Genomic DNA, 21,910 nt, shown 5'->3' on the forward strand with positions numbered 1-21,910 from the left:
CCATGGCAGATAAAGGTCCTGTGAACCCCCATACCGGCGCGCGGAGGGCATGGCTGGGGCAGACGGGCTCCATAAACACGCCGCAGGGACTTACCGGTTCATTGTTTTTCAACAGGGAAGGTTTACGAAGAGGGGATTTTATTTTTTTATAAGAATGTGTTATACTAATCCCCATATAAGCTGGAGATGGGCCGTAGGTTGATATATTACCTGGTATGGAAGGAGGCTTTCTATGAGCAGGGAAAACGGGAATGAAATGGAGCAGATTCAGAAAAATCTGGAGCGGTTCCTGGACAGAGAAGTGGAGAAGTACGAAAAAGGGGAAGCCGGTTATCGGGGTGATGTGGATATGGATGAGGCGGAATACGAGGAGGAGTCTTTGTATGAGGACGAGGCTGAGTATGATGAGGAATCGGAGTACGGGGACGAAGAGGAATATGACGGGGAGCCGGAATATGAGGACGAAGAGGAATATGACGAGGAGCCGGAATATGACGACGAGGGGGAGTATGACGGGGAACCGGAATATGAGGATGAGCGGGAAGATGAGGAACCGGAATACGACGAGGAGCTGTATGATGAGGAAGAGGAGCCTTTGTATGAAGAGGAACGGTACGGCGGGAGGCGTCCGGGGCATCGCAGGTATGATGAGCCTGAGCGTGCTGTGAGGAAAGATAAGGGCAGAGAAAAACCAAAGAAGGAAAAACGGAAGCGGGAGGAGGATAAACACGCCGTAATGAGCAGGGATAAGAAGAAAAATGGAAAGAAGAAATCCCGGGGGAAAAAGGTTTTAACGGTTCTGGCGGTGCTTCTGGTACTTTTTGGAGTAGTTTGGTATCTGGCAATCGGAAGTATTTACGGGAAAATGAGATACAGCAGGGTGGAAACGCTTGCCGGGGAGCCTTTGAAGGAAAATGGTGTGGTTAATATTCTGCTGATTGGAAGTGATTCCCGGACGGAGGGGGATGACGGGCGATCAGATGCCATGATTCTTCTTTCTGTCAGCAGTAAGACCAGGACGATCCATATGACTTCCCTGCTGCGGGATATGTATGTGGATATTCCTGGGCGGGACGGCAACAGGCTGAATGCGGCTTATTCCTTTGGAGGGCCGGAGCTTTTGCTGGAAACGGTAAAGCAGAATCTGGGAATTGAGGTAAACAGGTATGCGGTGGTAAATTTCCAGGCTTTTGCAAATCTTGTGGATGCGGTGAACGGAGTGGATCTGGAGCTGACAAATGAAGAAGTGAAATGGGTGAATGCTTATTTGAACGAGTATAACGAGCTTCGGGGAATGCCCATGGAGACGGACTATCTGGATACCTCTTTAAGCGGGATGATACATCTGAACGGGGCGCAGTCTCTGGCATACAGCAGAAACCGTTTTATTGGAACGGATTTCGGCCGGACGGAGAGGCAGAGAAAGGTGCTTTCCGCCGTGATGAAAAAGCTTCCGGCGGCTTTGGTAACTAATCCGAACGGATTGATCAATGGCCTGTTTCCCAATCTGACTACGAATCTGACTCAGACGGAATGTCTGCGGCTGAGCCTGATGGGGGGAAAGCTGCTGACCTATGATATCGTTCAGGAGAGTATTCCTCTGGAAGGGACGTATTCCAGTGTCACAATCAGAGGGATGGATGTCCTTCAGGTGGATTTTGACAGGAACAGGGCTTATCTGCAGGAACAGCTTTATGGTAAAAAGACACAGTAAAAAAATGCAGTAAAAAAGAGGATAACAGGTTATCTGGCTGCAGTAAAAAGATGGCGGATTCCCGGATATGGGGCCGCTGTCTTTTTTTGTAAGGCTGTTTTGGGGGCTGAAAAACTGAGGCAGGATTGTTTGCCGGAATATGAATGAAATCAGGAAATCACAGGTAGACTTTATTCATAAATGTAAAATCCTATAGATTTATTTTACATTTGTGGAGTGATGTAAGCAGAATATTTGTATAATATTTACATCATGTTTATTATCTGCAAAAACTAAAATAAAATATTGACAATTTAACACGTGTATGCTATCTTTGTATTAACAACAAAACACAACGATTAAATCTCTTTTTTTTGAAAGAAAATTTAACACGTGTAAAACAGGAGGAAAAAATGACACAGCAACAATATTTCGAGGTAATTGAAAAAGTCGAAAAAAACCTTAATGATTTTCTTTATTCATCTGACGACCGGTATCGTAAACATTTAGTGGATTCACTCGGCTGGACGCCGGTGCAGGCCAAACGTTTTTCCTGCTGGGACTGGACTCACGGAGTAGGGCTTTATGGAATATATAAGCTGTATCAGTACACGAATGATGAAAAACATCTGGATTACATAGAAGCATGGCTGAAGGACAGAATGGAAATCGGCCTGCCGGAGAAGAATGTAAATACGGTAGCTCCGCTGCTTACAATGGCCTGTGTATATGAGCACCGCCCTAATCAAGAGTATGAAGCGATAATGCGTGAGTGGGCGGAATGGATTATGCATGATATGAAGAGGACGAAGGAGGAAGGTCTTCAGCACTGTCATGCGGAGCTGGAAAACAACCAGGAACTCTGGGATGATACCCTGCTGATGACGGTGCTGTTTCTGGCAAAGGCAGGAAAGGTTTTTGGGCGGCAGGATTATACGGAGGAGGCGATTTACCAGTTCCTGATCCATGTAAAGTATCTGACGAACACAAAGACCGGCCTGTGGTATCATGGCTGGACATTTGAGGAAAGAAACAATTTTGCCGGAGCCCTTTGGGGAAGAGGAAATTGCTGGGTGACTATCTTTATTCCGGAATTCCTGGAGATAGTGGAGCTGCCGCCTTCCATAAGAAAGTACGCTATCTATGTGCTGCAGGGGCAGGTAAAGGCGTTGGAACAGTATCAGGCGTCATCCGGAATGTGGCATACGCTGATTGACGATGACACTTCTTATTTGGAATCATCCTGTACAGCCGGTTTTTGCTACGGAATATTGAAAGGCATCAGAAAAGGCTATATTGACAGGGAATATGAAGAATGCGGCAGGAAGGCTCTGGAAGCGGTGCTGGAGAAAATCAGCCCGGAGGGAGAGCTGATGGAGGTTTCTTATGGAACAAATGTAGGCAGGACATTGGAACATTATAAGGAAATCCCCATGTCTAAGATGCATTATGGACAGGCGCTGGCCATGCTTGTACTGATTGAGGGGCTGGAAGAACATGCGGAGTAAGACCGGTCATGTGGAATAGGAGGAAAAGTTGAAAGGTAAAAAAATTAGTCTCTATATTATGTTGTTTATCCCCATTATTTATTTTATCGTTTTTCATTATCTTCCATTGGGGGGAATTGTCGTTGCCTTTAAACAGTACAATATTTTCCAGGGGATATGGGACAGCCCATGGGTGGGGCTGGCTCACTTTAAGGAAGTGTTTGCATCCGGCGAGTTCCGGACGGCCCTGAAAAATACCATAGTTTTAAATCTGGGTGAGTTGTTTATCACTTTCCCGTTCCCGATTGTCCTGGCCGTGCTTTTGAATGAAATGAGCAACCAGAGGATGAAAAAACTGACACAGACCGTTCTTTATCTTCCCCACTTCCTGTCTATGGTTGTAATTGCCGGTATTGTATACCAGGTATTCGGAACCAGCGGAATAGTCAATAATGTACTTTCTTCTTTTCATATAGGGCCTGTTAACTTCGTGGGGGATTCTTCGAAGTGGCGTGCGATTTACTGGGGGACCGGCATCTGGATGGGAGCCGGATATGGAATGATTGTTTATCTGGCCGCCATGGCGGGAATCAACGTCGAGCTTTACGATGCGGCTTATATGGACGGGGCCGGACGGTGGAAACGTATCTGGCATGTGACGCTTCCACAGATCAGGCCGACGGTTGTCACCATGACCATAATGAATGTGGGAAAAATCCTGTCCATCAGTTTTGAACGCCCGTACCTGATGGGAAATGTGCTTGTCCAGGATGTTTCTTCCGTTATCAGCACCTACGTGTATTCCGTGGGTCTGCAGGCGGGAAGATATGATTTTGCAACCGCGGTCGGATTGTTCCAGTCGATTGTCGCGGTATGTATGGTGGTGGCGGCCAATCAGGTTGCCAAGAGACTCGGAGAGGAGGGAATCATGTAATGAATTCAGTTTATGATAAAAAATGGAGCCCGTATCAGATAGTAATAACGATTGCCTGTATTCTTATGATTATTGTGACATTGCTCCCCGTATTGAATATCGTGGCGATTTCCCTCAGCGGCAAAAATGCGATTGCGAAGGGGCTTGTGGGTGTCTGGCCAAAGGAATTTACCCTGGAAGCTTATAAAATGGTATTTCAGAACAACAACATTGTACATTCTTTATTTTATTCCGTTTTCCTGACACTTGGCTCCGCATTACTGTCCACCTTTATGACGATATTGGCGGCGTATCCTCTTTCCAAATCTGATTTAAAGGGGAGACACGTATTCCTGGTCCTGATTACGATTACCATGTATGTGGGCGCGGGCATTGTGCCGAATTACCTGCTTGTAAAAGAACTGCATCTGATGAATACGGTCTGGGCTCTGGTCCTGCCCGGAATGATCAGTCCGTTCAACCTGATAATCCTGCGCACGTTCTTTTCAGGGATTAATAAGGCACTGTATGAAGCGGCCTATATGGACGGGTGCGGAGAATGGGGATGTCTGTTCCGGATCACGATTCCGCTGTCCCTGCCTTCTATTTTCACCATCATGCTGTTTTATGCGATTTCCAGATGGAACGGCATTACCGACGTATTGTACTACATCAACAAGACGGAGCTGTATACCTTACAGTATCAGCTTAAGCTCCTGCTGGATACGTTGTCGATTACATATAACCCGGAGGAAATGGCGACAGTGCTTGTGGCGCCGGAGAATGTCAAGTCCTCAACCATTGTGTTTGCCATGGTTCCCATGCTGATTGTATATCCCTTTGTGCAGAAGTATTTCACCAAGGGCGTTATGATTGGAGGCGTTAAAGAATAAGGTGGCAGGAAGAAAAGCAGAGGCAGCGGCGATGCAGAGTAAAGGTTTGAATTATACCGTTAAAAAAGGGGAATATGTTTCAAACTGGCTTACCAGTGATGTGATAGAAATCCCTTTCGAGGCCGGAATGGTGCCGACCGTATTTGAAAACTATCACCCGGGCGCCAGTGTGAAAAGGGCGGATGGGAAAGAACGCACTTCACCGGCGAAGGATGAATTTTTGGAACGGGGCGATTTTAAAAAGAGCGGCTATCCGGAAGACATAGCTATGGACAGGCTGTATTACCCCTTTCAGACGAAAAAAGTGGATTTTTCCGATTTCTGGAGCTTCCCCCATGACATTCGTTTTTATGCGAGAGTATATGTGAACTGCAGGACGGACTGTACATGGCGGGTGGAGTTGTCCACCTGCGGCGGGATGAAGGTATGGGTTCAGGGCAGAGAGGAAGCTTCTTTTTTTCCATATGAATCCAATATAGAAGCCAGGCAGGAAACAGAGCTTTTTCTGCGGGCGGGAACGAACGAAATCGTGGTTGGGTGCAGCAATTACGGAGAACGAAATATCATTTTTAACTTTGGAATCAAGAACCTGTCGGAAGAAGAACTGGAATTTTCCCTTCCCGTGTCTGCGGATATCCGTGCCGTACAGTCTGTACATAGAAGTCTTGCCTCCATGTATCTGGATCGGCTGACTTATGAAGAGGGCAGGATTACGATTTGTACGGATTATCCTTTTGAGAAGGACACGGTGATTGAGGTGAAGGCCGGAGACGTGAAAAAGAGAAAGGAGGTGAAGGCCGGGAGCGGTGAAGTGATATGGGGAGATACAGATGAGCTTCCTATTGGTTACTATGAATTTACAGTCTGCAGCGAGGTGGAAGGGGTTTCCCTGAGCACTGCTCTTGGGGCGGAAGTATTTCCGAAACGCCTGGAGTACCGTTTTACACCGGACACTGTGGAGGAACGTAAAAAAGCGGCGCTGGATTTTATTATCAGCAGCACGCCGAAGAGCTTTGAGCAGTATATTGCGCATCTGGCCCGCGGACAGAATCTGTATGAGGAGTACAGGAGCTGCTGTGAAGAGTATGTGGAATTTGTCCGCAGAAGAGGTGACTGTTCGGACTTCCGGGTTGTGAAGCTTTTGTGGGTGCTGATTAAGTTCGGCCATCTGCTTACGGAAGAGCAGAGGGCATACTTCAGGGAGGTATGCATCGGTTTCCGATATTGGTTTGACGAGCCGGGAAATGACGCCATGTGGTTTTTCAGTGAAAACCATGCGCTGTGTTTCCATACGGCGCAGATGCTGGCGGGAGAGCTGTATCCGGAGGAGGTTTTTACCAACAGCGGTTTTACGGGACGGGAGCAGAGCGCGAGAGCCAAGAGGCTTATCGTGGAGTGGCTGCAAAAGCTTTTGGATTTCGGATACAACGAGTGGAATTCTCCCTGTTATATTCCGGTGGATATGTTAAGCTACGTTTCCCTGCTCGTACTTTGCAGGGATGAAGAGGTGAAAGAGCTTGCCGGGCGGGCATTGGACTATACGTATGAAATATTTGCTGAAAACAGTTTTCACGGGCTTTTGGCAGGTGCCTGCGGCAGGATATACACAAAAGAGCTTCTTGCCAATAAGAATCTGGAAACAAACCCGCTTATGTGGCTTGCCTGGGGGGAAGGCTGTCTGAACGGCCGTGTGGATCCTCTTATTTTCCTGGCGCTTTCCGATTATCAGCCGCCGGAAAAGCTGGGAGAGGCGGCATGCTGGAATAAGGAAAAGCCTTTTACCGTACAGAGGCTGCAGGGTACCATGGAGGTACCGACAACTATATATAAGACAAAGAACTATAGTATCGCTTCCTGTGTGACGCCGAGAACGGGAGGGCCGGGATCGCAGGAGCTGCTGATGAACGTATTTTTGAAGGATTACCGTTCCCGTATCTGGATCAATCATCCGGGAGAACGGAAGATATTCGGAATCCGCAGGCCGGGATATTTTAACGGCAACGGTCTCACCCCTTTGGTGAGCCAGCAGAAAAATGTGGTGGTGCTGAGCTATCAGTTCTGTGATAAGCTGCTGGATTACGCAGAAGCGGATTTTACGCATATGTTCTGTGATATGAGTGTCTGCGACGAGACAGAAGTGAGGGAACACTGGGCGTTCCTGCGAAGAGGTGATGCCTATCTGGCGGTATATGCGCAGAACGGGCTGTCTGTGAACCGGAAGCCTCCGCTGACGGAGAAGGAGCTGCTTTCTCCGGGAATCAATACCAATTGGCTTGTGAAAGCGGCTTCCCGTTCGGAGGCTGGGGATTTTAAGAGTTTTATTGCGTGGCATATGGCACATACTCCTGTAAAGGAGAAGGGAAAACTGGTATTCCGGGATATGACTTACGGACAGATGGAGTTTGAAACGATGAAGGAGACTTTTTATGCCTGATATTTTTACTTATGAGATTCATAAAGGGGATCTGATAAGCAGATGGATGCTCAGTCCGTTGAAAGAAGAGCATTATCGAAGCAGACCGGAGCCCTATCCTTCTTCCTATGGTGTGAATATGCCCTGGAGAGAGGCTGTTTCCCCGGTCAGGGTTCAGTATGTGGAGGAGAGGCCGTTTGAAAGGGAAGAGGAGGAGTTCCTGCCATGCAGCGAGGTTTATTTCCCGTTTGAAACCGAAAAGGTGGAACGGAGCGCTTTTTGGAAGCTTCCGACGAAGGTGACATTCGGAGCGCAGCTTGAACTGGAGACGGCAGCAGGGGGATTATATCCGTTCCGCCTTATGACCTGCGGAGGCGCAAAAGTCTTTGTAAACGGGGAGAAGCAGGCAGAGTTTTATTCTTACCTGCGTAATGAGGAAAAGGTAGCAGAATGTTCTGTCACTCTGAAACAGGGGAAAAATACACTGTATATTCTGACAAATGAGCTGGCGGAGCGGGATACGAGTCTTTCCTTTAAACTGAGATATATGGGTGAGGAAGTCCTGAAGGCGTACCTGCCCTGCGCGGCGGATCCGGAGGCTCTGGACAGGACCCGGAAGCTGCTTTCAGGAATATATCTGAAAAGGTTTAACTATCAGGATACGGATATCGAACTTGATTTTACGGAGCCTGCAGGGGATGAGCTGACCGTTTCCGTGGAAATGGTATTTTATGACTCACATGCGGATCCGGTGAGCAAAGAGAAAACGGTGACGATACATCCGGGAGAGAAAGCAATCCCCATTGGAGATCTTGTTTCCAAAAGGGTGGGCATGGTGGCAGTAACAGTCCGTACATGCGTGGGAGATGTAAAGCTGAACCGTGTCCTGAATTTTGAATACTATGACGAAACAGTGATGCCGGACAGCGGTATCGGAACGGCGGCAGAACGGAAACAGGCCGCCATCAGGTTCATGGCGGAGAACGGGCTGGACAATTTGGCGAAGGCGCTGGCTCTCAGGATAATGGGGGGACAGGAGGCGCTGGTTAAAAGGATATGGGAAAAGGAGCTGTCTTGTATCAGGCAGAGGGAGGACTGTGCGGATTTCAGGCTTCCGGCGCTTTTCCATGCATACCATTCCCCTCTTTTTACAGGGGAAGAAAAAGAAAGCATCAAACAGGTATTGTTGGATTTCCGGTACTGGACGGACGAACCGGGCAATGATGTCATGTGGTTTTTCAGTGAAAACCACGCGCTTTTGTTCCATACCGCGGAATACCTTGCGGGTGGGCTGTTTGAGCAGGAAATTTTTACAAACAGCGGGATGACCGGTGCAATGCATAAAAGAAAGGCGGAGCGTCTTCTAAAGATCTGGTTCCGCAATTTCCTGAGCTATGGCTTTAATGAGTGGAATTCGCCGGTGTACATTCCCATCGATATGACAGGATTTTTCGCCTTGTATGACCTGGCTTCGGACGAGGAGATAAGGAAACTGGCCAAAAAAGCGCTGGATAAGGCATTTTCAATATTGGGGATCAATTCCTTTAAAGGAATCGTCGCAGCGAGCTACGGCAGAATTTATTTCAAGAATCTGATTGGACGCAGGACCAGTGAATCCACCGCGCTGAACTTTATAGCGAACGGCGAAGGGTATCTGGGACAGCATACACTTGCCACGCTGATGTTTGCCCTCTCCTCATATGAGCCGCCGGCGGAAGTCATGGAGTCTTATCATGTACCGGCAGAAGGAAGGATAACAGAGAGTGCGGAAGGTGAGGAAAAGGTACATCTTTACAGTTACAGAACGCCGGATTATGTTATGGGCAGCGTACTGGATTATCATCCGGGAGAACCCGGTTCACAGGAACATGTCCTGCAGGTGATGATTAAGGACTGTGATACGCAGATCTGGATCAATCATCCGGGAGAAGCGGTGTATTTCGGAGAAGGACGGCCCGGTTATTTTGCAGGGAACGGCACACTCCCGCTGATAAGGCAGGATAAAAACCTCGCTGTGGCTGAGTTTCATCTGCTGGATCAGGAAGTGCAGTACACCCATGCGTTCTGTCCGCTGGAGCAATTCAGCGAATGGCGCCTGGAAGGCCGCTGGCTTTTTTTGAAAAAAGATAATTTCTGTGCGGCGGTTTATGCAGACAACGGGATTTGGATTACCGATAAAGGTCCGTTGAAAAATTACGAGTTGGTTTCCCCTGGTAAGGATAATGTATGGAAGATCCTTGTGGAAGAGGAATCGGTTTACGGCAGTTTTGAAAAATTTATTCATAAACTACACCAAAATGGAGGTAAAGAGAGATGAGAAAAAGTTTTACTAAGGCATGCGCGCTTGTCATGGCGGCGGCAATGGCAGTGACGGGCTGCGGCAACGCGTCAAAAACGGAGCCTTCGGCAGCAGCGCCGGAGAACACAGCGGGAGAATCAACAGCCGCAGCAACAGAAGCACAGAATGTGAAGCCGGAAGATATCGTAGACATAAACGTAATGGTTTATGACAGAGGATCTGAATTTTCCTCGGGGAATTCCCTGACGGACAATGAACTGACACGCTGGATTAATGAAGCGATGGAACCCCAGGGAGTTCATGTGAATTTCGTTCCTGTCCCGCGTTCCGGCGCCGATGATCAGGTGAACCTGATGCTGACTGCTGGTACTGCGCCTGATATCATCAGGACATATGACAGACAGCGTGTTGCCACTTACGGAAGCCAGGGAGGACTGGTAGATCTGGGGCCTTATCTGGAGCGTATGGATCCGAAGTATGTATCTGAGAATCAGGAAGCGATCGAATTCGCCCAGTTTGACGGAAAGCAGTATGCCCTTCCCGGCGTATACTCCTATCATGGCAAAGGACATGATACTTACATCCGTCAGGATCTTGTGGAGAAGATGGGGATGGAGATGCCCACCGACAGAGAAGAACTGATAGAAGTACTCTATGCAATGAAGGAAAACTACCCTGATATCACACCTTATGCATTTGCAGGTAAGATTACGGACGGAAACTATACAAACTTCCTGCTTTCTTATGTAAGCCGTGAAAATGAAAGAGACAACTATATCTATGAGCCTACCTTTACAACCATTTTGAAGCCGGGCCATAAAGACGGTCTCAGACAGCTGAACCAGTTCGTATTGGATGGAATCATACCTGCTGATTTTGCTGTAGATGTGGATTCCACAAAGTATAAACAGGATATTGCCAACGGTAAGGTTGGATTTGTATTAGACGGAGGCTCAGACTGCATCAAAGCATATGCTACCGCAGAGGATCCGGATTACCATATGGTTGAATTTGATGTCCTGAAAAATGCGGATGGTTCCTATGAAGTGCCTTCCCAGGATGCTTTGTCCCACTATGTATATGTACCCAAGACCGCTGAAAAGAAGATTGACGCAGTAGTGAAATATCTGTCATGGCTGTCCAATGAAGAGAATGCGATGAATGTGGCATATGGTATTGTTGGTTTAGGCAGTGATATGGTAGACGGCGTTCCTGTGAGAAAAACTTCTGAGGAAATGACAAAGCTGGGCCTGAACCCGAGCCCTGGCGATTCCAACTTCTTAATTGCCAACTTTGATTTTGAGAAAGACAGGCTGGTAGAAAACTTCATGAGCGGCAATCCCGGTGTACCGCAGGAGGTTGTAGAGGAGAAAATAAAAGTCCAGTACAGCAACTATTATGATAAGTGTCTGATACCTTCCGCACTGGAAACGGATCAGTATGTGCCGCTGCTGCAGTCCCTGATTGTAGAATTCGTATTTAAGGTAATGTCCGCACCGGAAGGCAAGTTTGATGAAGTATATGATAAAGAATATCAGACACTTGTTGATAATCATTTACAGGATGTTTTGGACGAAAGAGCAGCCTGGTATGACGCAAATATGAAATAATCCTTATACAAATTTATGCGGCGTTTGCCGCGTGCGCGTGAAAGCGTGCGGATGGGAGCAGAAATGAAGTTTACTAATTTTATAGAAGACGGCATATGGCTCAAAGGCAACCTTCATACACATACGACCAACTCCGACGGCGAACTGCCGCCGGAGCGGGTTGTCCGCGCCTACAGAGAGAGGGGCTATCAGTTTCTCTGCCTGTCTGACCACAATATTTTCACAGCTTATCCTCAGTTCAATGAAAAGGATAAATTCGTGATGATACCCGGATTTGAGTTAAGCATCCATAATGACAAGTCACCGGAGAAGGTGATGCATGTGAATGTGATGAGCAGGAACAGCACCTATGATTTTGAACAGGATGAGGAATTCGATATCCCGGATCCGGAAGATGGGCTGGCATTCTTAAGAAACCATGCAAAGAACAACATCCTTATGCTGAACCACCCTTACTGGTCGGCGTTGGAATGGGACGAAATCATTGATCTTCCGGGAATTACCTGTATGGAGGTATATAACCATGCCAGCGAGTGGCTGGATCTTCTTGGGGATGATGCGAGAGAGTGGGATGCCCTTCTGAAAAAAGGCAGAAGACTCTGGGGACTGGCAACGGATGACAGCCATAACGGCTATGTCCACCGCGACGGCTGGCCGTTCCATCTGATTGAAAATGATTCCTTCGGCGGATTTATTGTGGTAAAAGCCAAATCCTTTACGCAGGAAGGCATAATAGAGGCCATTGATACAGGCAGCTTCTATGCCAGCATGGGGCCTGAAATTCATGATTTTTATGTGGAGGATGGGGAAGCGGTTGTGAAATGCTCTCCCTGTGAGCGTATCTGCCTCAGCGGAAACAGAGGCAAGGTCATGCGTGCACTGGGTGTGGACCTGATGGAAGGACGGATTCCTTTAAAGGGTAATGAAACCTTTGTGCGTGTTCAGTGTGTAGACAAGTACGGACATATTGCATATTCCAATCCCATTTTCTTATGAGATGGGGGGAACGCTTATGACAATGGAAGAAATGGCCCGTATCATCGGTATATCACGGATTACCTTATCCAAGGTGATGAATAACAAGGACGGTGTTTCTGAGGAGACAAGGCAAAGGGTAAAGGAATATATTGAGAGATATAATTTTGAACCGAACAGCCAGGCGAGAAGCCTGGTGGGGAAGAAGGAACAGATTATCGGCTTCTTTACCACATACTCCGAAGAGGCCGGAGGAAACACCCACGTCACTTCCCATTTTGCGACAGAGCTTGTAAACCTTGTGGTAAATGCGGCGCAGAAACGGGGATATAAGACGCTGGTGGATATCACGCCGAAGGAAGACGATTTTTCCGAGGTTGAAAAGTATTTGAATTCAGGGCTGATCCGGGGGGCGATTCTTTTCGGTTATGCGAGCGGAAGCCCGAACCTGGAATATCTGTCAAGGAAAGGGGTTCCCCTGGTACTCATCAATCAGGAGGTGACTCTGGATCTGCCTAATATTTCCCTTGTCAATATGGATGATGAAACCTGGGGATATCAGGCAATCGAATGTCTTGTGAAGCTGAACCACAGGCGGCTGTTATACCTTACCTGTTCGAGGAGGAGACTTCCTATTAAAAGAAGGGCTCATGGAGTGAAACGGGCGCTTGAGGCATACAAGGATCAGATTCTTTCGTTTCAGGAATGCAACGGGGAATTCAATGAAGACTTATCTTACGAAATAGTAAAAAAGATTTACACGCAGGAAGGGGAAAAACCTACCGGTATCTTTGCTGCAAATGACCAGATGGCGATCGGCGCGATCAATGCGCTGAAGGATTTGGGGATCAGGGTGCCGGAAGAGGTTTCGGTAATCGGGTTTGATGATATTTCGATTTCCAAATACCTGACGCCCGCACTGACAACGATTCACTGTGATTTCAAGGAAATCGCAGACAGGAGCGTGGAGGCTTTGATCGACAGTATTGAAGGAAAGGTGGAAAAATCCCACCAGGAGCTTCCATTAGAGTTTGTTAAGAGAGAAAGCCTGGCTTTCCATAAAGAATAAAAGAGGATGCGCAATTATGAAAAAGACAATATTTTTACAGGATGAGAATGCAGTCTGGTTAAAGGGGAACATTCACAGCCATACCGTTTTTTCGGACGGCAGCTGGACGCCGGAGCAGATGAAGGATCAGTATAAGAAACACGGCTATGATTTCCTGGCGGTTACCGATCATGATACCTATACGGATACCCGCAGCCTGACGGACGATACCTTTACCATGATCCAGGGCTTTGAATTATGGGGAAACGCGTCAAATGACAAGGATATCCATGTCAATTTCCTCTGGGCGGATGAGGTGGAAGGGATCGCACCCGGACAGAAAATGACGCTTCCCGAACGGACCGGAAAGGTTTCCCTCGGTTTGTGTTATGAACTGCGTGAAAAAGGCTGCTATGTCATGCTGAATCATCCTCACTGGTCTTTGCTTACCAGCCCGGAGATTGAAAATGAGAACCCCTATCATGCGGTTGAAATTATGAATTATGCAACCGAATGGCTGGAAAACATGGGAGACGGAAGCGTTTTCTGGACAGAGATGCTTCTGCGCGGCTGCAGGCTGTGGAACGGGGGCAGTGATGATAATCATAACGGCCATTGTCCCATTGACGGCGATGTGGATTCCATGTACTGTGATTCCTTCGGCGGCTTTACCGTGGTGAAGGCGGCGGACAGATCTCCCCGGGCGATCATTGAGGCTATGAAGGCAGGAAGCTTTTATACTTCAACCGGGCCTTCTATTTATGATTTTTATGTGGAAGACGGGTATGTCCATGTAAAATGTTCTCCCTGTATACGAATTTATATCAATGGGGAAACAAGGCAGTATCAGCGTAAGATGGGAAGGCATGTTACCGAATTCGTGACAAAGCTGAAAGGTACCGAGAAACTGATTCGGGCAGAATGTATGGATGCAGCAGGCCGTTCTGCTTATTCGAATCCTATTTTTCTGGATTAGGCGGATAAATTATGAAATTTTTGGAATATAAGCTGTTTTCGGGCGGGTTTATCAACCGTTTTCTCACTGCCGGAGTATTTACAAAGGAAAACCCGTTCCGGAAAACGGTTCTTCAGGGTAAGGTGAATGAATGGCTGATAAAAGGTTATTCCATTCATGATAATCCCTGCCGTATGGAGGTTTTCAGGGACCGTATTGGGAATATCCCGCCCTATATGGATATCTGCGGCATGCTGCCGGGGGACGAGCTTGAGGTTTTCGGACAGAAAAAGGAGCTGAAGGTATATTTCCCCTTTGGGAATGCCGGCATTGCCGATTCCGGTTTTTATGAGAATCCCGCATACCTGAGAAGCTATGGCTATACCCTTTTAGAGGTGCCTGAGGAAGAGGATGCGGAGTTTGAGATTTCCACCTGCGGCGCCGTGACGGTCTGGCTGAATGAGGAACTGGTGACGGATTTTGTCCCGTTTCAGAGAAACAGCGAACAGCATACGACTGTTTCCGCGGCGCTGCGGAAGGGTACGAATAAACTGGTGGTCTGCCTGGAGGATCTGGCGGAGCGGGATACGGATTACCATTACCAGATCCGGTACCTGGGCGCACAGGATATAATGATCCGGGTTCCGGTAAAGGAGGAAACCGATACCGAAACAATCAGGAGGGCGGAGCAGGCTCTTTCCGACATGTATTTTGACAAAGAAGCGTATATGAGCGAAGCGGTATACCTGAATCTGGAAGCGTTTACATCTGTTCCGGTAAAGATGCTTCTCACCCCGGATCGGGGCTTCGGACAGAGGCAGTATATCATACAGCCGGGACAGAAGGGGATGACGCTGTTCCACGCCGATGAGGTGCCTTCCAATTTCTATTTTTTCAGGCTGGAAATTATGGTATCCGGACTTGTGATGAGCAAGGTAATCGGCACCTATTCGTTCAATATACGGTTCATGAAATATCAGGAAGACAGCTATGAAGAGCGCAAGCAGAGGATCAGGAAGATCATCCGGGATTCGGATGAAATGAGTGATTACCGTGCGATTATCTGTATGGATGAAGGGGAGACTCCGGATAACCTGGAAAAGATTCTGTCCTATCATCTGGGTTGGGTGAATGAAAAAAGGGACTGTTCGGATTTCCGCCTTATCATCCTGGTATATATGTATGTGAGGTTTTCCGGCCGTTTTTCTGAAAAGCTGCGGAAGGATGTGGAGGACGCCATGGCGGGATATCGTTACTGGGCTGATGAGCCCGGCGATGATGTGATGTGGTTTTTCAGTGAAAATCATGCGCTTATGTTCCACATATGCCAGTATTTTGCGGGAAAATCCATGCCGGAACGCATGTTTACATGCAGCGGACTGACAGGGGCACAGGCCGCCCGGAAAGCGGAGGGGCTGCTGGATGCCTGGTTCGAAAGCTTTTTTACGGAATTTGCGACGGAGTGGAATTCCAGTACCTATCTGCCCATTGATGTCATGGGGCTTGCCTACCTGTATGATTTGACTGAAAAAGGCTCCTCCCTTCACGAGAAGGCGAAGAAAGCGCTGGATATGCTGGCATTTTCCCTGGCGGTAAACGAGCATAAGGGCAATATCATGACCAGCTTTGGCAGAACCTATGAGAGAGAGCTTAAGGGGAGCTACAGCACGGGAATGCCGTCCCTACTTTATCTGTTCTACAATGCGGGCCATATGAACGACCATTTCCGGGCATTGGTGCCTGTTGTTGTGGGAGATTATGAACCGCCGGAGGAATATAAGCAATTTGTCAATCTGAGCGGAGAGGAAGAACTGATCCATCAGAATACCCAGGGAATCGGCGGATTCGTTAACCTGTATCTGTATAAGAACTCCAGGGCCCTTCTTTCCACGGCTGTGGGCTTCAGGCCTTATGGCCCGGGGTATCAGGAAAATATTGTCCAGGCAGATCTTGACGGAACGGCACAGGTATTTATCAATCATCCCGGCGAGACTGAAATTTATGGAAACGGCCGTCCCGGCTTCTGGGCGGGCAATGGATGCCTGCCGCTTGCGGTCCAATACAGGAATATCAGTATTCTGGAATATCATATCGGCAGCGGGAGCCGGCTGGATTATACACATGCCTATATACCGTTAAGTGAATTTGAAAGCTTTAAACTGAGCGGACGATCCGCCGCGCTGGAAAAGGACGGCGGCTTTATCGGAGTCAGGGCCTTAAACGGACTTCACAGGCAGACGGTGGGACATTGCCGAAACCGGGAATTCATCAGTCCGGGGCGCGATAATGTCTGGGTACTGAAGGTGGGAGCCTGCGGCGAATACCGGAATGTGGATGAGCTTCTGGATGATATGGAACGAATGGAAATCAGCATGGGCGAAGACGGGAAGGTAACGGTAACAGACGGTACAAGCCGTTATGAAATAGAAAACAATAAGCTGTATGTGAACGGGGAAAGCGTTCATCATTATCCGCTGGATGTGGCAGGGCATCTGGTAATAACAGGAGGAAAAGAAAGTGGAAATTAAGTGTTTGAAGGAGTTTGATCTGGGTATGGAACTGGGACAGGTGCGCTCTGTCCCGGTATCCCTGGGAAAGGATATGCCGGAAGCGGTATTGTTTGTATATTCCAGCCAGGGGAACCTGGATCCCTGGCCGGAGCTGTTTAATTATCCCAAGGACACCCTGAAAATGGCGCTGTATACCCTGGACGGAGTCAGGATGTGGAAGAGGGACCTGGGGAACGGCGTGATCCCCGGCGTATGGTATGCCCCGTTCATTTCTTTTGATCTGGATCAGGATGGTGTGGATGAAATCTGGTTTGTCAATAATCTGAACCCGAATATCCCGTTCAGCTTAAATGCCAGGGTACTTGAGAGAATCGACCCTCTGACCGGAGAGACCACCGGACAGTGGACATGGCCGGATAATACCATTGACGATACTATGTCACATTCCTATCGTTTCTTCATAACCGGAGGCTATGTACACGACAAGCCCGTTCTGGTTACCGCACAGGGAACCTACAGAGACATGTATCTGCAGGGCTATGGCGAGGGGATGGAAAAGCGCTGGGATATCAAGATCCCCTATGACGACGGCGGCGCGCGTTCCAGCCACCTGTGTCCTGTCCTGGATTTCAATGATGACGGAGTGGACGAACTGTTCTGGGGGGAGCGCCTGATCAGCCTGGAGGACGGACATGAGGTATTCTGCGGGGATAAGGGAAAATATCTGGGACATTCCGATATTGTGGTTCCCTTTGAAGATATCAAAACCGGAAAGAAGTATATTTACACCTGCCGTGAGGACTATGAGCAGGAAGGCGAACCGAGAGTTGTTACCTATAACGAAAAAGGGGAAAGAGAATGGACGGCTGTGGACAGCATCGGCCATATGCATAACGGCTGGATTGCCAATATCGGCCCGGATTACCGGAAGGTGGCGATGGCAATGCGCATTACCCGCCGTGTAATTGACAACGCCATTGTGGACACGGAGCCGGAAGATTTTTATTTTGATGCCGTGACGGGCGAACCCCTGGAATCACCCCTTCCTTTTAAGGGAGATGAATTCATGCCGGTAGATTTTGACGGAGACGGCTATCATGAATTTTATGGGGCAGGAGGCGCCAAAAAAGGCTGCGTTGTGGATCGCGAAGGCAAGGTACAGGGCTTTATCGGCGGTGACGGAGTGGTAAGAAGCGGCAAGATCATGCAGTGGCCGGGTGAACTGTTGATGGTATACTACCAGGATGAGGGAAAGGTCCGCATCTGGGGCGATGCCGATGCCGTGGAAAGCGAATACTGCAAAAAGAGATTTGCACACAGCTATCACTGGAGAATGCAGCATTTCATGGGAACCGGATACAACCATGGCAGCAGCCATATTACCTGCGGAATGTAGGAAAATTAGTAATACATAAAAGGAGCGGCGTCAGGATTTTTTGTCCTGGCGCCCTTTTTCTGTAACAGGTAACGGAGCCGTTACGGAATAATAACCGTTCATGCAAAAATCAATGAAAAAACAATTGACTTTCTCAGCCGTCATGGTCAAAATAATAGTATACCGTACATAGCAGAGGGAAATGACTTCGTATGCAAATACTATTTATCTGCAGAAAGGAAAGCAGCTTATGACAATGGAGGAAATGGCCCGTATTATCGGGGTTTCTCGCATTACCTTATCAAAGGTGATGAATGACAAGGAAGGCGTTTCGGAAAAGACAAGAGAACGGGTAAAAGAATACATAAAGAAGTATAATTTTGAACCAAACAGCCAGGCGCGGAGCCTGGTAGGGAAAAAGGAGCCGATTATCGGTTTTTTTACCACCTACTCCGAGGAATCCAGCGGAAGTACACATATTACATCCCATTTTGCTACGGAACTGGTTAATCTTGTGGTCAATGCGGCGCAGAAACGGGATTATAAGACCCTGGTGGATATAACCGGCGGGGATGATGATTTTTCCGATATTGAGAGATATCTCAGTTCAGGCCTGGTTCGCGGGGCTATTCTCCTGGGCTATGCCACCGGGAACAAAAAGCTGGAAAGATTATCTCAGAAAGGGATTCCCCTCGTACTGATTAATCAGGAAGAGGAAACCGATCTGCCGAATATCATGACCGTTAATATGAACGATGAAGTGTGGGCCTTTGAGGCCATCGAGAGACTGGTGAAGCTGCAGCATAAAAGAATTCTCTATATCGGCTGTTCGCGGAACCGGCTTCCGGCCATGCGCCGTGCCCATGGCGTACACCGGGCCTGTGACATGTATAAGGATCAGATTCTTTCTTATCAGGAGCGCAACGGAGATTTTAATGAGGATCTGGCTTATGATATCACCAAGGAGATCTTCTCGGCAGGGGGAGAGACTCCCACCGGGATTTTTGCAGCCAATGATCTGATGGCTATCGGGGCAGTCAACGCTTTGAAGGATATGGGAATCAGGATACCGGAGGAGGTTTCTGTCATAGGGTTTGACGATATTACTTTTTCAAGATACCTGACACCTTCCTTATCAACGGTTCACTGTGATTTCAGGATGATTGCGGAAAAAAGCGTGAAAACGCTGATTGACAGTATAGAAGGGAAAAAAGTACAGCGCCATCAGGAGCTTGATCTGGAATTCATTGAGAGGGAAAGCCTGGGCAGATGCAGATGAGCCCTGTATATGCATGTCGTACATACGGCACAAAGCAGGGGGCTGTAAATGCGCCCAGGGGAATGAAAATATTCGGAATTATGGCAGGAAAAATTGTAACGCCCGGATAAATGTGGTAAAATATGGATATTAAAAAATAGAAAGGGGTAAATTTAGTTATGGGTAAAGAAGTGTTAGAGTATGTAATTGAAAAAACAAACGATCTGATAAATGCAGCTTCATGCAGCAGCGAGGCGAAGGAGGCTGCGCAGGCATGGCTGGATGCGGTCGGAACATCAGAGGAAGCGGAGGAAACCAGGAAATATCTGGCGGAACTGGAAGCGGATATCATACCGATTGACGGTTTGATTGCATTTGCGGAATCGGAACACGGAGCCGAAGTCTTCGGAGCGGAATCAGCTAAAGATGTTGCGGCCCACGCAAGGGAGATCAAGGCGGCCGGAGCGGTATATTGTGACTGTCCGGCCTGTGCGGCGGCGGAAGCGATTCTGGAGAAGAAGGACATGCTGCTTGCTGAGTAAGGGATGGCATTTGTGTGCCGCCGATAATGGAAAGACTACACGATTGAAACAGGAATCTATTATGACGACAAAAACAGGAACCTTTGAGATCAGGGACAAATTTTATTTGAACGGGGAACCGTTCCAAATCATTTCAGGAGGGATCCACTATTTCCGGATCCTTCCTGAATACTGGGAGGACCGGCTGCAGAAGCTCAAAGAGCTGGGCTGCAATACAGTGGAAACGTACATTCCCTGGAACATGCATGAGCCGGTAAAAGGAAAATTTGATTTTTATGGGGAACACGTTCATGGAATGCTGGACGTGGTTTCCTTTGTCAGGACGGCACAAAGGCTGGGGCTGTGGGTAATACTGCGCCCTTCGCCTTATATTTGTGCGGAATGGGATTTCGGAGGCCTGCCTTTCTGGCTTCTGGCCGGGGAAGAAATGGATCTGAGGACCAGCGACGAGCGGTATCTGCGCCATGTAAGGGACTATTATGACCGCCTGATGCCTCTGCTGGCGCCGCTTCAGATCGATCAGGGCGGACCGGTGCTCATGCTCCAGGTGGAAAATGAATACGGTTCTTTCGGTAATGATAAGAAATATCTGGAAAGTCTCAGGGACATGATGCGTGAGAGAGGAATCACTGTGCCGCTTTTCGCTTCGGACGGCCCGGATCACAACATGCTTTCCAATACAAAAACAGAAGGTATCTTTCCAACAGCCAATTTCGGATCCGGAGCCTCAAAAGCATTTTCCATTCTGGAGGAATATACGGATGGCGGCCCATGCATGTGCACGGAATTTTGGATAGGATGGTTCGATGCCTGGCACGATGCGGCTCACCATGAGGGCAATACGGAAACTGCCGTGAAGGAACTGGAAAACATACTTGAAATGGGCAATGTAAACATTTATATGTTTGAAGGCGGCACCAATTTTGGTTTTATGAACGGATCAAATTACAGCGATCATCTGACGGCAGACGTCACCTCTTATGATTACGACGCACTGCTTACGGAAGACGGGCAGATTACGGACAAATACAGACGTTTCCAGAAAGTGATATCCCAATTCAGTAAAGAAGAAACGCTTATCCGTGAGAAAGAACCTTCCTCCGAAAGGGTCGCTTATGGTTCCTGTACCGTTGCCCAGAAGGTGGATTTATTCCATGCGCTGGATTGTCTGTCTGAACCAGTAAAAACGGTCAGCCCCAAATCAATGGAGCAGCTGGGGCAGGGCTATGGCTATATGCTGTATTCTTCCGTGCTTCATACGGAGAGGGAGCTGCGGAGTCTGCGGCTTTACAAAGCGGCGGATCGTGCGATTGCTTTTGCGGATGGGAAGCGGGTTCTCACCGCGATGGACAGGGAACTGCTGGAACGCCATGAGATAGAACCGCCGGCCGCCGGAAATATCAGGCTGGATATTCTTATGGAAAATATGGGAAGAGTAAATTATGGCCCCATGATAAACTGGCAGCGTAAGGGTGTTGACGGCTGTGTGATGATAAATGACCGGTTTGCCAAACATGGCTGGCTGCAGTACAGCCTTCCTTTGGATAATCTGGATAAGCTTGATTATACAAGAGGATATGAAAAGGGAATGCCCGCCTTTTACCGGTTTGTATTTACTGTGAAAAAAATCGGAGATACTTTTCTGTACTGCGAAGGCTGGGGAAAAGGCTGTGCTTTTGTTAATGGTTTTCATCTGGGAAGATTCTGGGAAGTTGGCCCGCAGAAGCGGCTGTATCTGCCGGGAGTGCTTCTGAAAGAAGGGGAGAACGAGATTATTCTGTTTGAAACAGAAGGAAAATGTAGGGAAAGTATTTCCCTTCAGGCGGAGCCGGATCTGGGTTGAAGACCCCTATGAAAATGTGTAAAAAAATAAGAAAGGCATGGCCTGGACAGCCATGTTTTTTTTATGGAAATAATACAGAATTTGTGATACACTAAA

General features: G+C 48.0%; 15 protein-coding genes. All 15 read left to right on the forward strand.

Annotation, left to right across the window (positions count from 1 at the left end; translation table 11 throughout):
- Positions 1-232: 232 nt before the first annotated feature.
- The 15 genes from BLA28_RS11975 to BLA28_RS12045 all read left to right on the forward strand — a co-directional run bounded on the left by BLA28_RS11975 (position 233) and on the right by BLA28_RS12045 (position 21,814).
- Positions 233-1,714 carry an LCP family protein gene (locus BLA28_RS11975; protein ID WP_069158931.1) on the forward strand — a complete coding sequence of 494 codons (1,482 nt, stop codon included), beginning with the start codon at positions 233-235 and terminating at the stop codon, positions 1,712-1,714.
- A 392-nt stretch (positions 1,715-2,106) separates the two neighbouring features.
- A complete protein-coding gene (gene bglB, locus BLA28_RS11980; protein ID WP_069158932.1) occupies positions 2,107-3,201 on the forward strand; it encodes a beta-galactosidase BglB in 1,095 nt (364 codons plus the stop codon).
- Between the two features lie 28 nt (positions 3,202-3,229).
- Positions 3,230-4,114 carry an ABC transporter permease gene (locus BLA28_RS11985; RefSeq protein ID WP_009250859.1) on the forward strand — a complete coding sequence of 295 codons (885 nt, stop codon included), beginning with the start codon at positions 3,230-3,232 and terminating at the stop codon, positions 4,112-4,114.
- Positions 4,114-4,986 carry a carbohydrate ABC transporter permease gene (locus BLA28_RS11990; RefSeq protein WP_069158933.1) on the forward strand — a complete coding sequence of 291 codons (873 nt, stop codon included), beginning with the start codon at positions 4,114-4,116 and terminating at the stop codon, positions 4,984-4,986. The genes BLA28_RS11985 and BLA28_RS11990 overlap by 1 nt, the downstream gene beginning before the upstream one ends.
- A 1-nt stretch (position 4,987) precedes the next feature.
- Entirely contained in the window at positions 4,988-7,420 is a 2,433-nt protein-coding gene (locus tag BLA28_RS11995) for a hypothetical protein (RefSeq protein WP_069158934.1), read from the forward strand.
- Positions 7,413-9,716 (forward strand): hypothetical protein, encoded by a 2,304-nt coding sequence (locus BLA28_RS12000; protein WP_069158935.1) that lies wholly within the window; start codon positions 7,413-7,415, stop codon positions 9,714-9,716. Before BLA28_RS11995 ends, BLA28_RS12000 begins: the two co-directional genes overlap by 8 nt.
- Entirely contained in the window at positions 9,713-11,308 is a 1,596-nt protein-coding gene (locus tag BLA28_RS12005) for an extracellular solute-binding protein (RefSeq protein WP_069158936.1), read from the forward strand. The genes BLA28_RS12000 and BLA28_RS12005 overlap by 4 nt, the downstream gene beginning before the upstream one ends.
- A 63-nt stretch (positions 11,309-11,371) precedes the next feature.
- Positions 11,372-12,304 (forward strand): CehA/McbA family metallohydrolase, encoded by a 933-nt coding sequence (locus BLA28_RS12010; RefSeq protein ID WP_167578486.1) that lies wholly within the window; start codon positions 11,372-11,374, stop codon positions 12,302-12,304.
- 16 nt (positions 12,305-12,320) lie between these two features.
- Positions 12,321-13,352 (forward strand): LacI family DNA-binding transcriptional regulator, encoded by a 1,032-nt coding sequence (locus BLA28_RS12015; RefSeq protein ID WP_069153783.1) that lies wholly within the window; start codon positions 12,321-12,323, stop codon positions 13,350-13,352.
- A gap of 16 nt (positions 13,353-13,368) precedes the next feature.
- Positions 13,369-14,307, forward strand: coding sequence for a CehA/McbA family metallohydrolase (locus BLA28_RS12020; protein WP_069158937.1), 939 nt, complete (start codon positions 13,369-13,371; stop codon positions 14,305-14,307).
- Positions 14,308-14,318: 11 nt separating this feature from the next.
- Positions 14,319-16,814, forward strand: coding sequence for a hypothetical protein (locus tag BLA28_RS12025; RefSeq protein ID WP_069158938.1), 2,496 nt, complete (start codon positions 14,319-14,321; stop codon positions 16,812-16,814).
- On the forward strand, positions 16,804-18,192 hold the full coding sequence (locus BLA28_RS12030; RefSeq protein ID WP_009250849.1) for a hypothetical protein: 1,389 nt from the start codon (positions 16,804-16,806) through the stop codon (positions 18,190-18,192). The genes BLA28_RS12025 and BLA28_RS12030 overlap by 11 nt, the downstream gene beginning before the upstream one ends.
- Before the next feature lie 181 nt (positions 18,193-18,373).
- Positions 18,374-19,450, forward strand: coding sequence for a LacI family DNA-binding transcriptional regulator (locus BLA28_RS12035; RefSeq protein WP_069153787.1), 1,077 nt, complete (start codon positions 18,374-18,376; stop codon positions 19,448-19,450).
- A 158-nt stretch (positions 19,451-19,608) separates the two neighbouring features.
- Positions 19,609-19,971 (forward strand): molecular chaperone Hsp90, encoded by a 363-nt coding sequence (locus BLA28_RS12040; protein ID WP_069158939.1) that lies wholly within the window; start codon positions 19,609-19,611, stop codon positions 19,969-19,971.
- A 61-nt stretch (positions 19,972-20,032) separates the two neighbouring features.
- Positions 20,033-21,814: a glycoside hydrolase family 35 protein gene (locus tag BLA28_RS12045; protein WP_069158940.1), complete on the forward strand. Its 1,782-nt coding sequence runs from the start codon at positions 20,033-20,035 to the stop codon at positions 21,812-21,814.
- The last annotated feature ends 96 nt before the right edge of the window (positions 21,815-21,910 follow it).

The sequence above is a fragment of the Eisenbergiella tayi genome (assembly GCF_001881565.1).
GTDB lineage: Bacteria > Bacillota > Clostridia > Lachnospirales > Lachnospiraceae > Eisenbergiella > Eisenbergiella tayi.

Coding starts and splice junctions, on each gene's coding strand:
- BLA28_RS11990 (WP_069158933.1), top strand. CDS start 4,114: ATGAATTCAGTTTATGATAAAAAATGGAGCCCGTATCAGATAGTAATA.
- BLA28_RS11975 (WP_069158931.1), top strand. CDS start 233: ATGAGCAGGGAAAACGGGAATGAAATGGAGCAGATTCAGAAAAATCTG.
- bglB (WP_069158932.1), top strand. CDS start 2,107: ATGACACAGCAACAATATTTCGAGGTAATTGAAAAAGTCGAAAAAAAC.
- BLA28_RS12045 (WP_069158940.1), top strand. CDS start 20,033: ATGACGACAAAAACAGGAACCTTTGAGATCAGGGACAAATTTTATTTG.
- BLA28_RS12035 (WP_069153787.1), top strand. CDS start 18,374: ATGACTTCGTATGCAAATACTATTTATCTGCAGAAAGGAAAGCAGCTT.
- BLA28_RS12005 (WP_069158936.1), top strand. CDS start 9,713: ATGAGAAAAAGTTTTACTAAGGCATGCGCGCTTGTCATGGCGGCGGCA.
- BLA28_RS12020 (WP_069158937.1), top strand. CDS start 13,369: ATGAAAAAGACAATATTTTTACAGGATGAGAATGCAGTCTGGTTAAAG.
- BLA28_RS12015 (WP_069153783.1), top strand. CDS start 12,321: ATGACAATGGAAGAAATGGCCCGTATCATCGGTATATCACGGATTACC.
- BLA28_RS12010 (WP_167578486.1), top strand. CDS start 11,372: ATGAAGTTTACTAATTTTATAGAAGACGGCATATGGCTCAAAGGCAAC.
- BLA28_RS12000 (WP_069158935.1), top strand. CDS start 7,413: ATGCCTGATATTTTTACTTATGAGATTCATAAAGGGGATCTGATAAGC.
- BLA28_RS12025 (WP_069158938.1), top strand. CDS start 14,319: ATGAAATTTTTGGAATATAAGCTGTTTTCGGGCGGGTTTATCAACCGT.
- BLA28_RS12040 (WP_069158939.1), top strand. CDS start 19,609: ATGGGTAAAGAAGTGTTAGAGTATGTAATTGAAAAAACAAACGATCTG.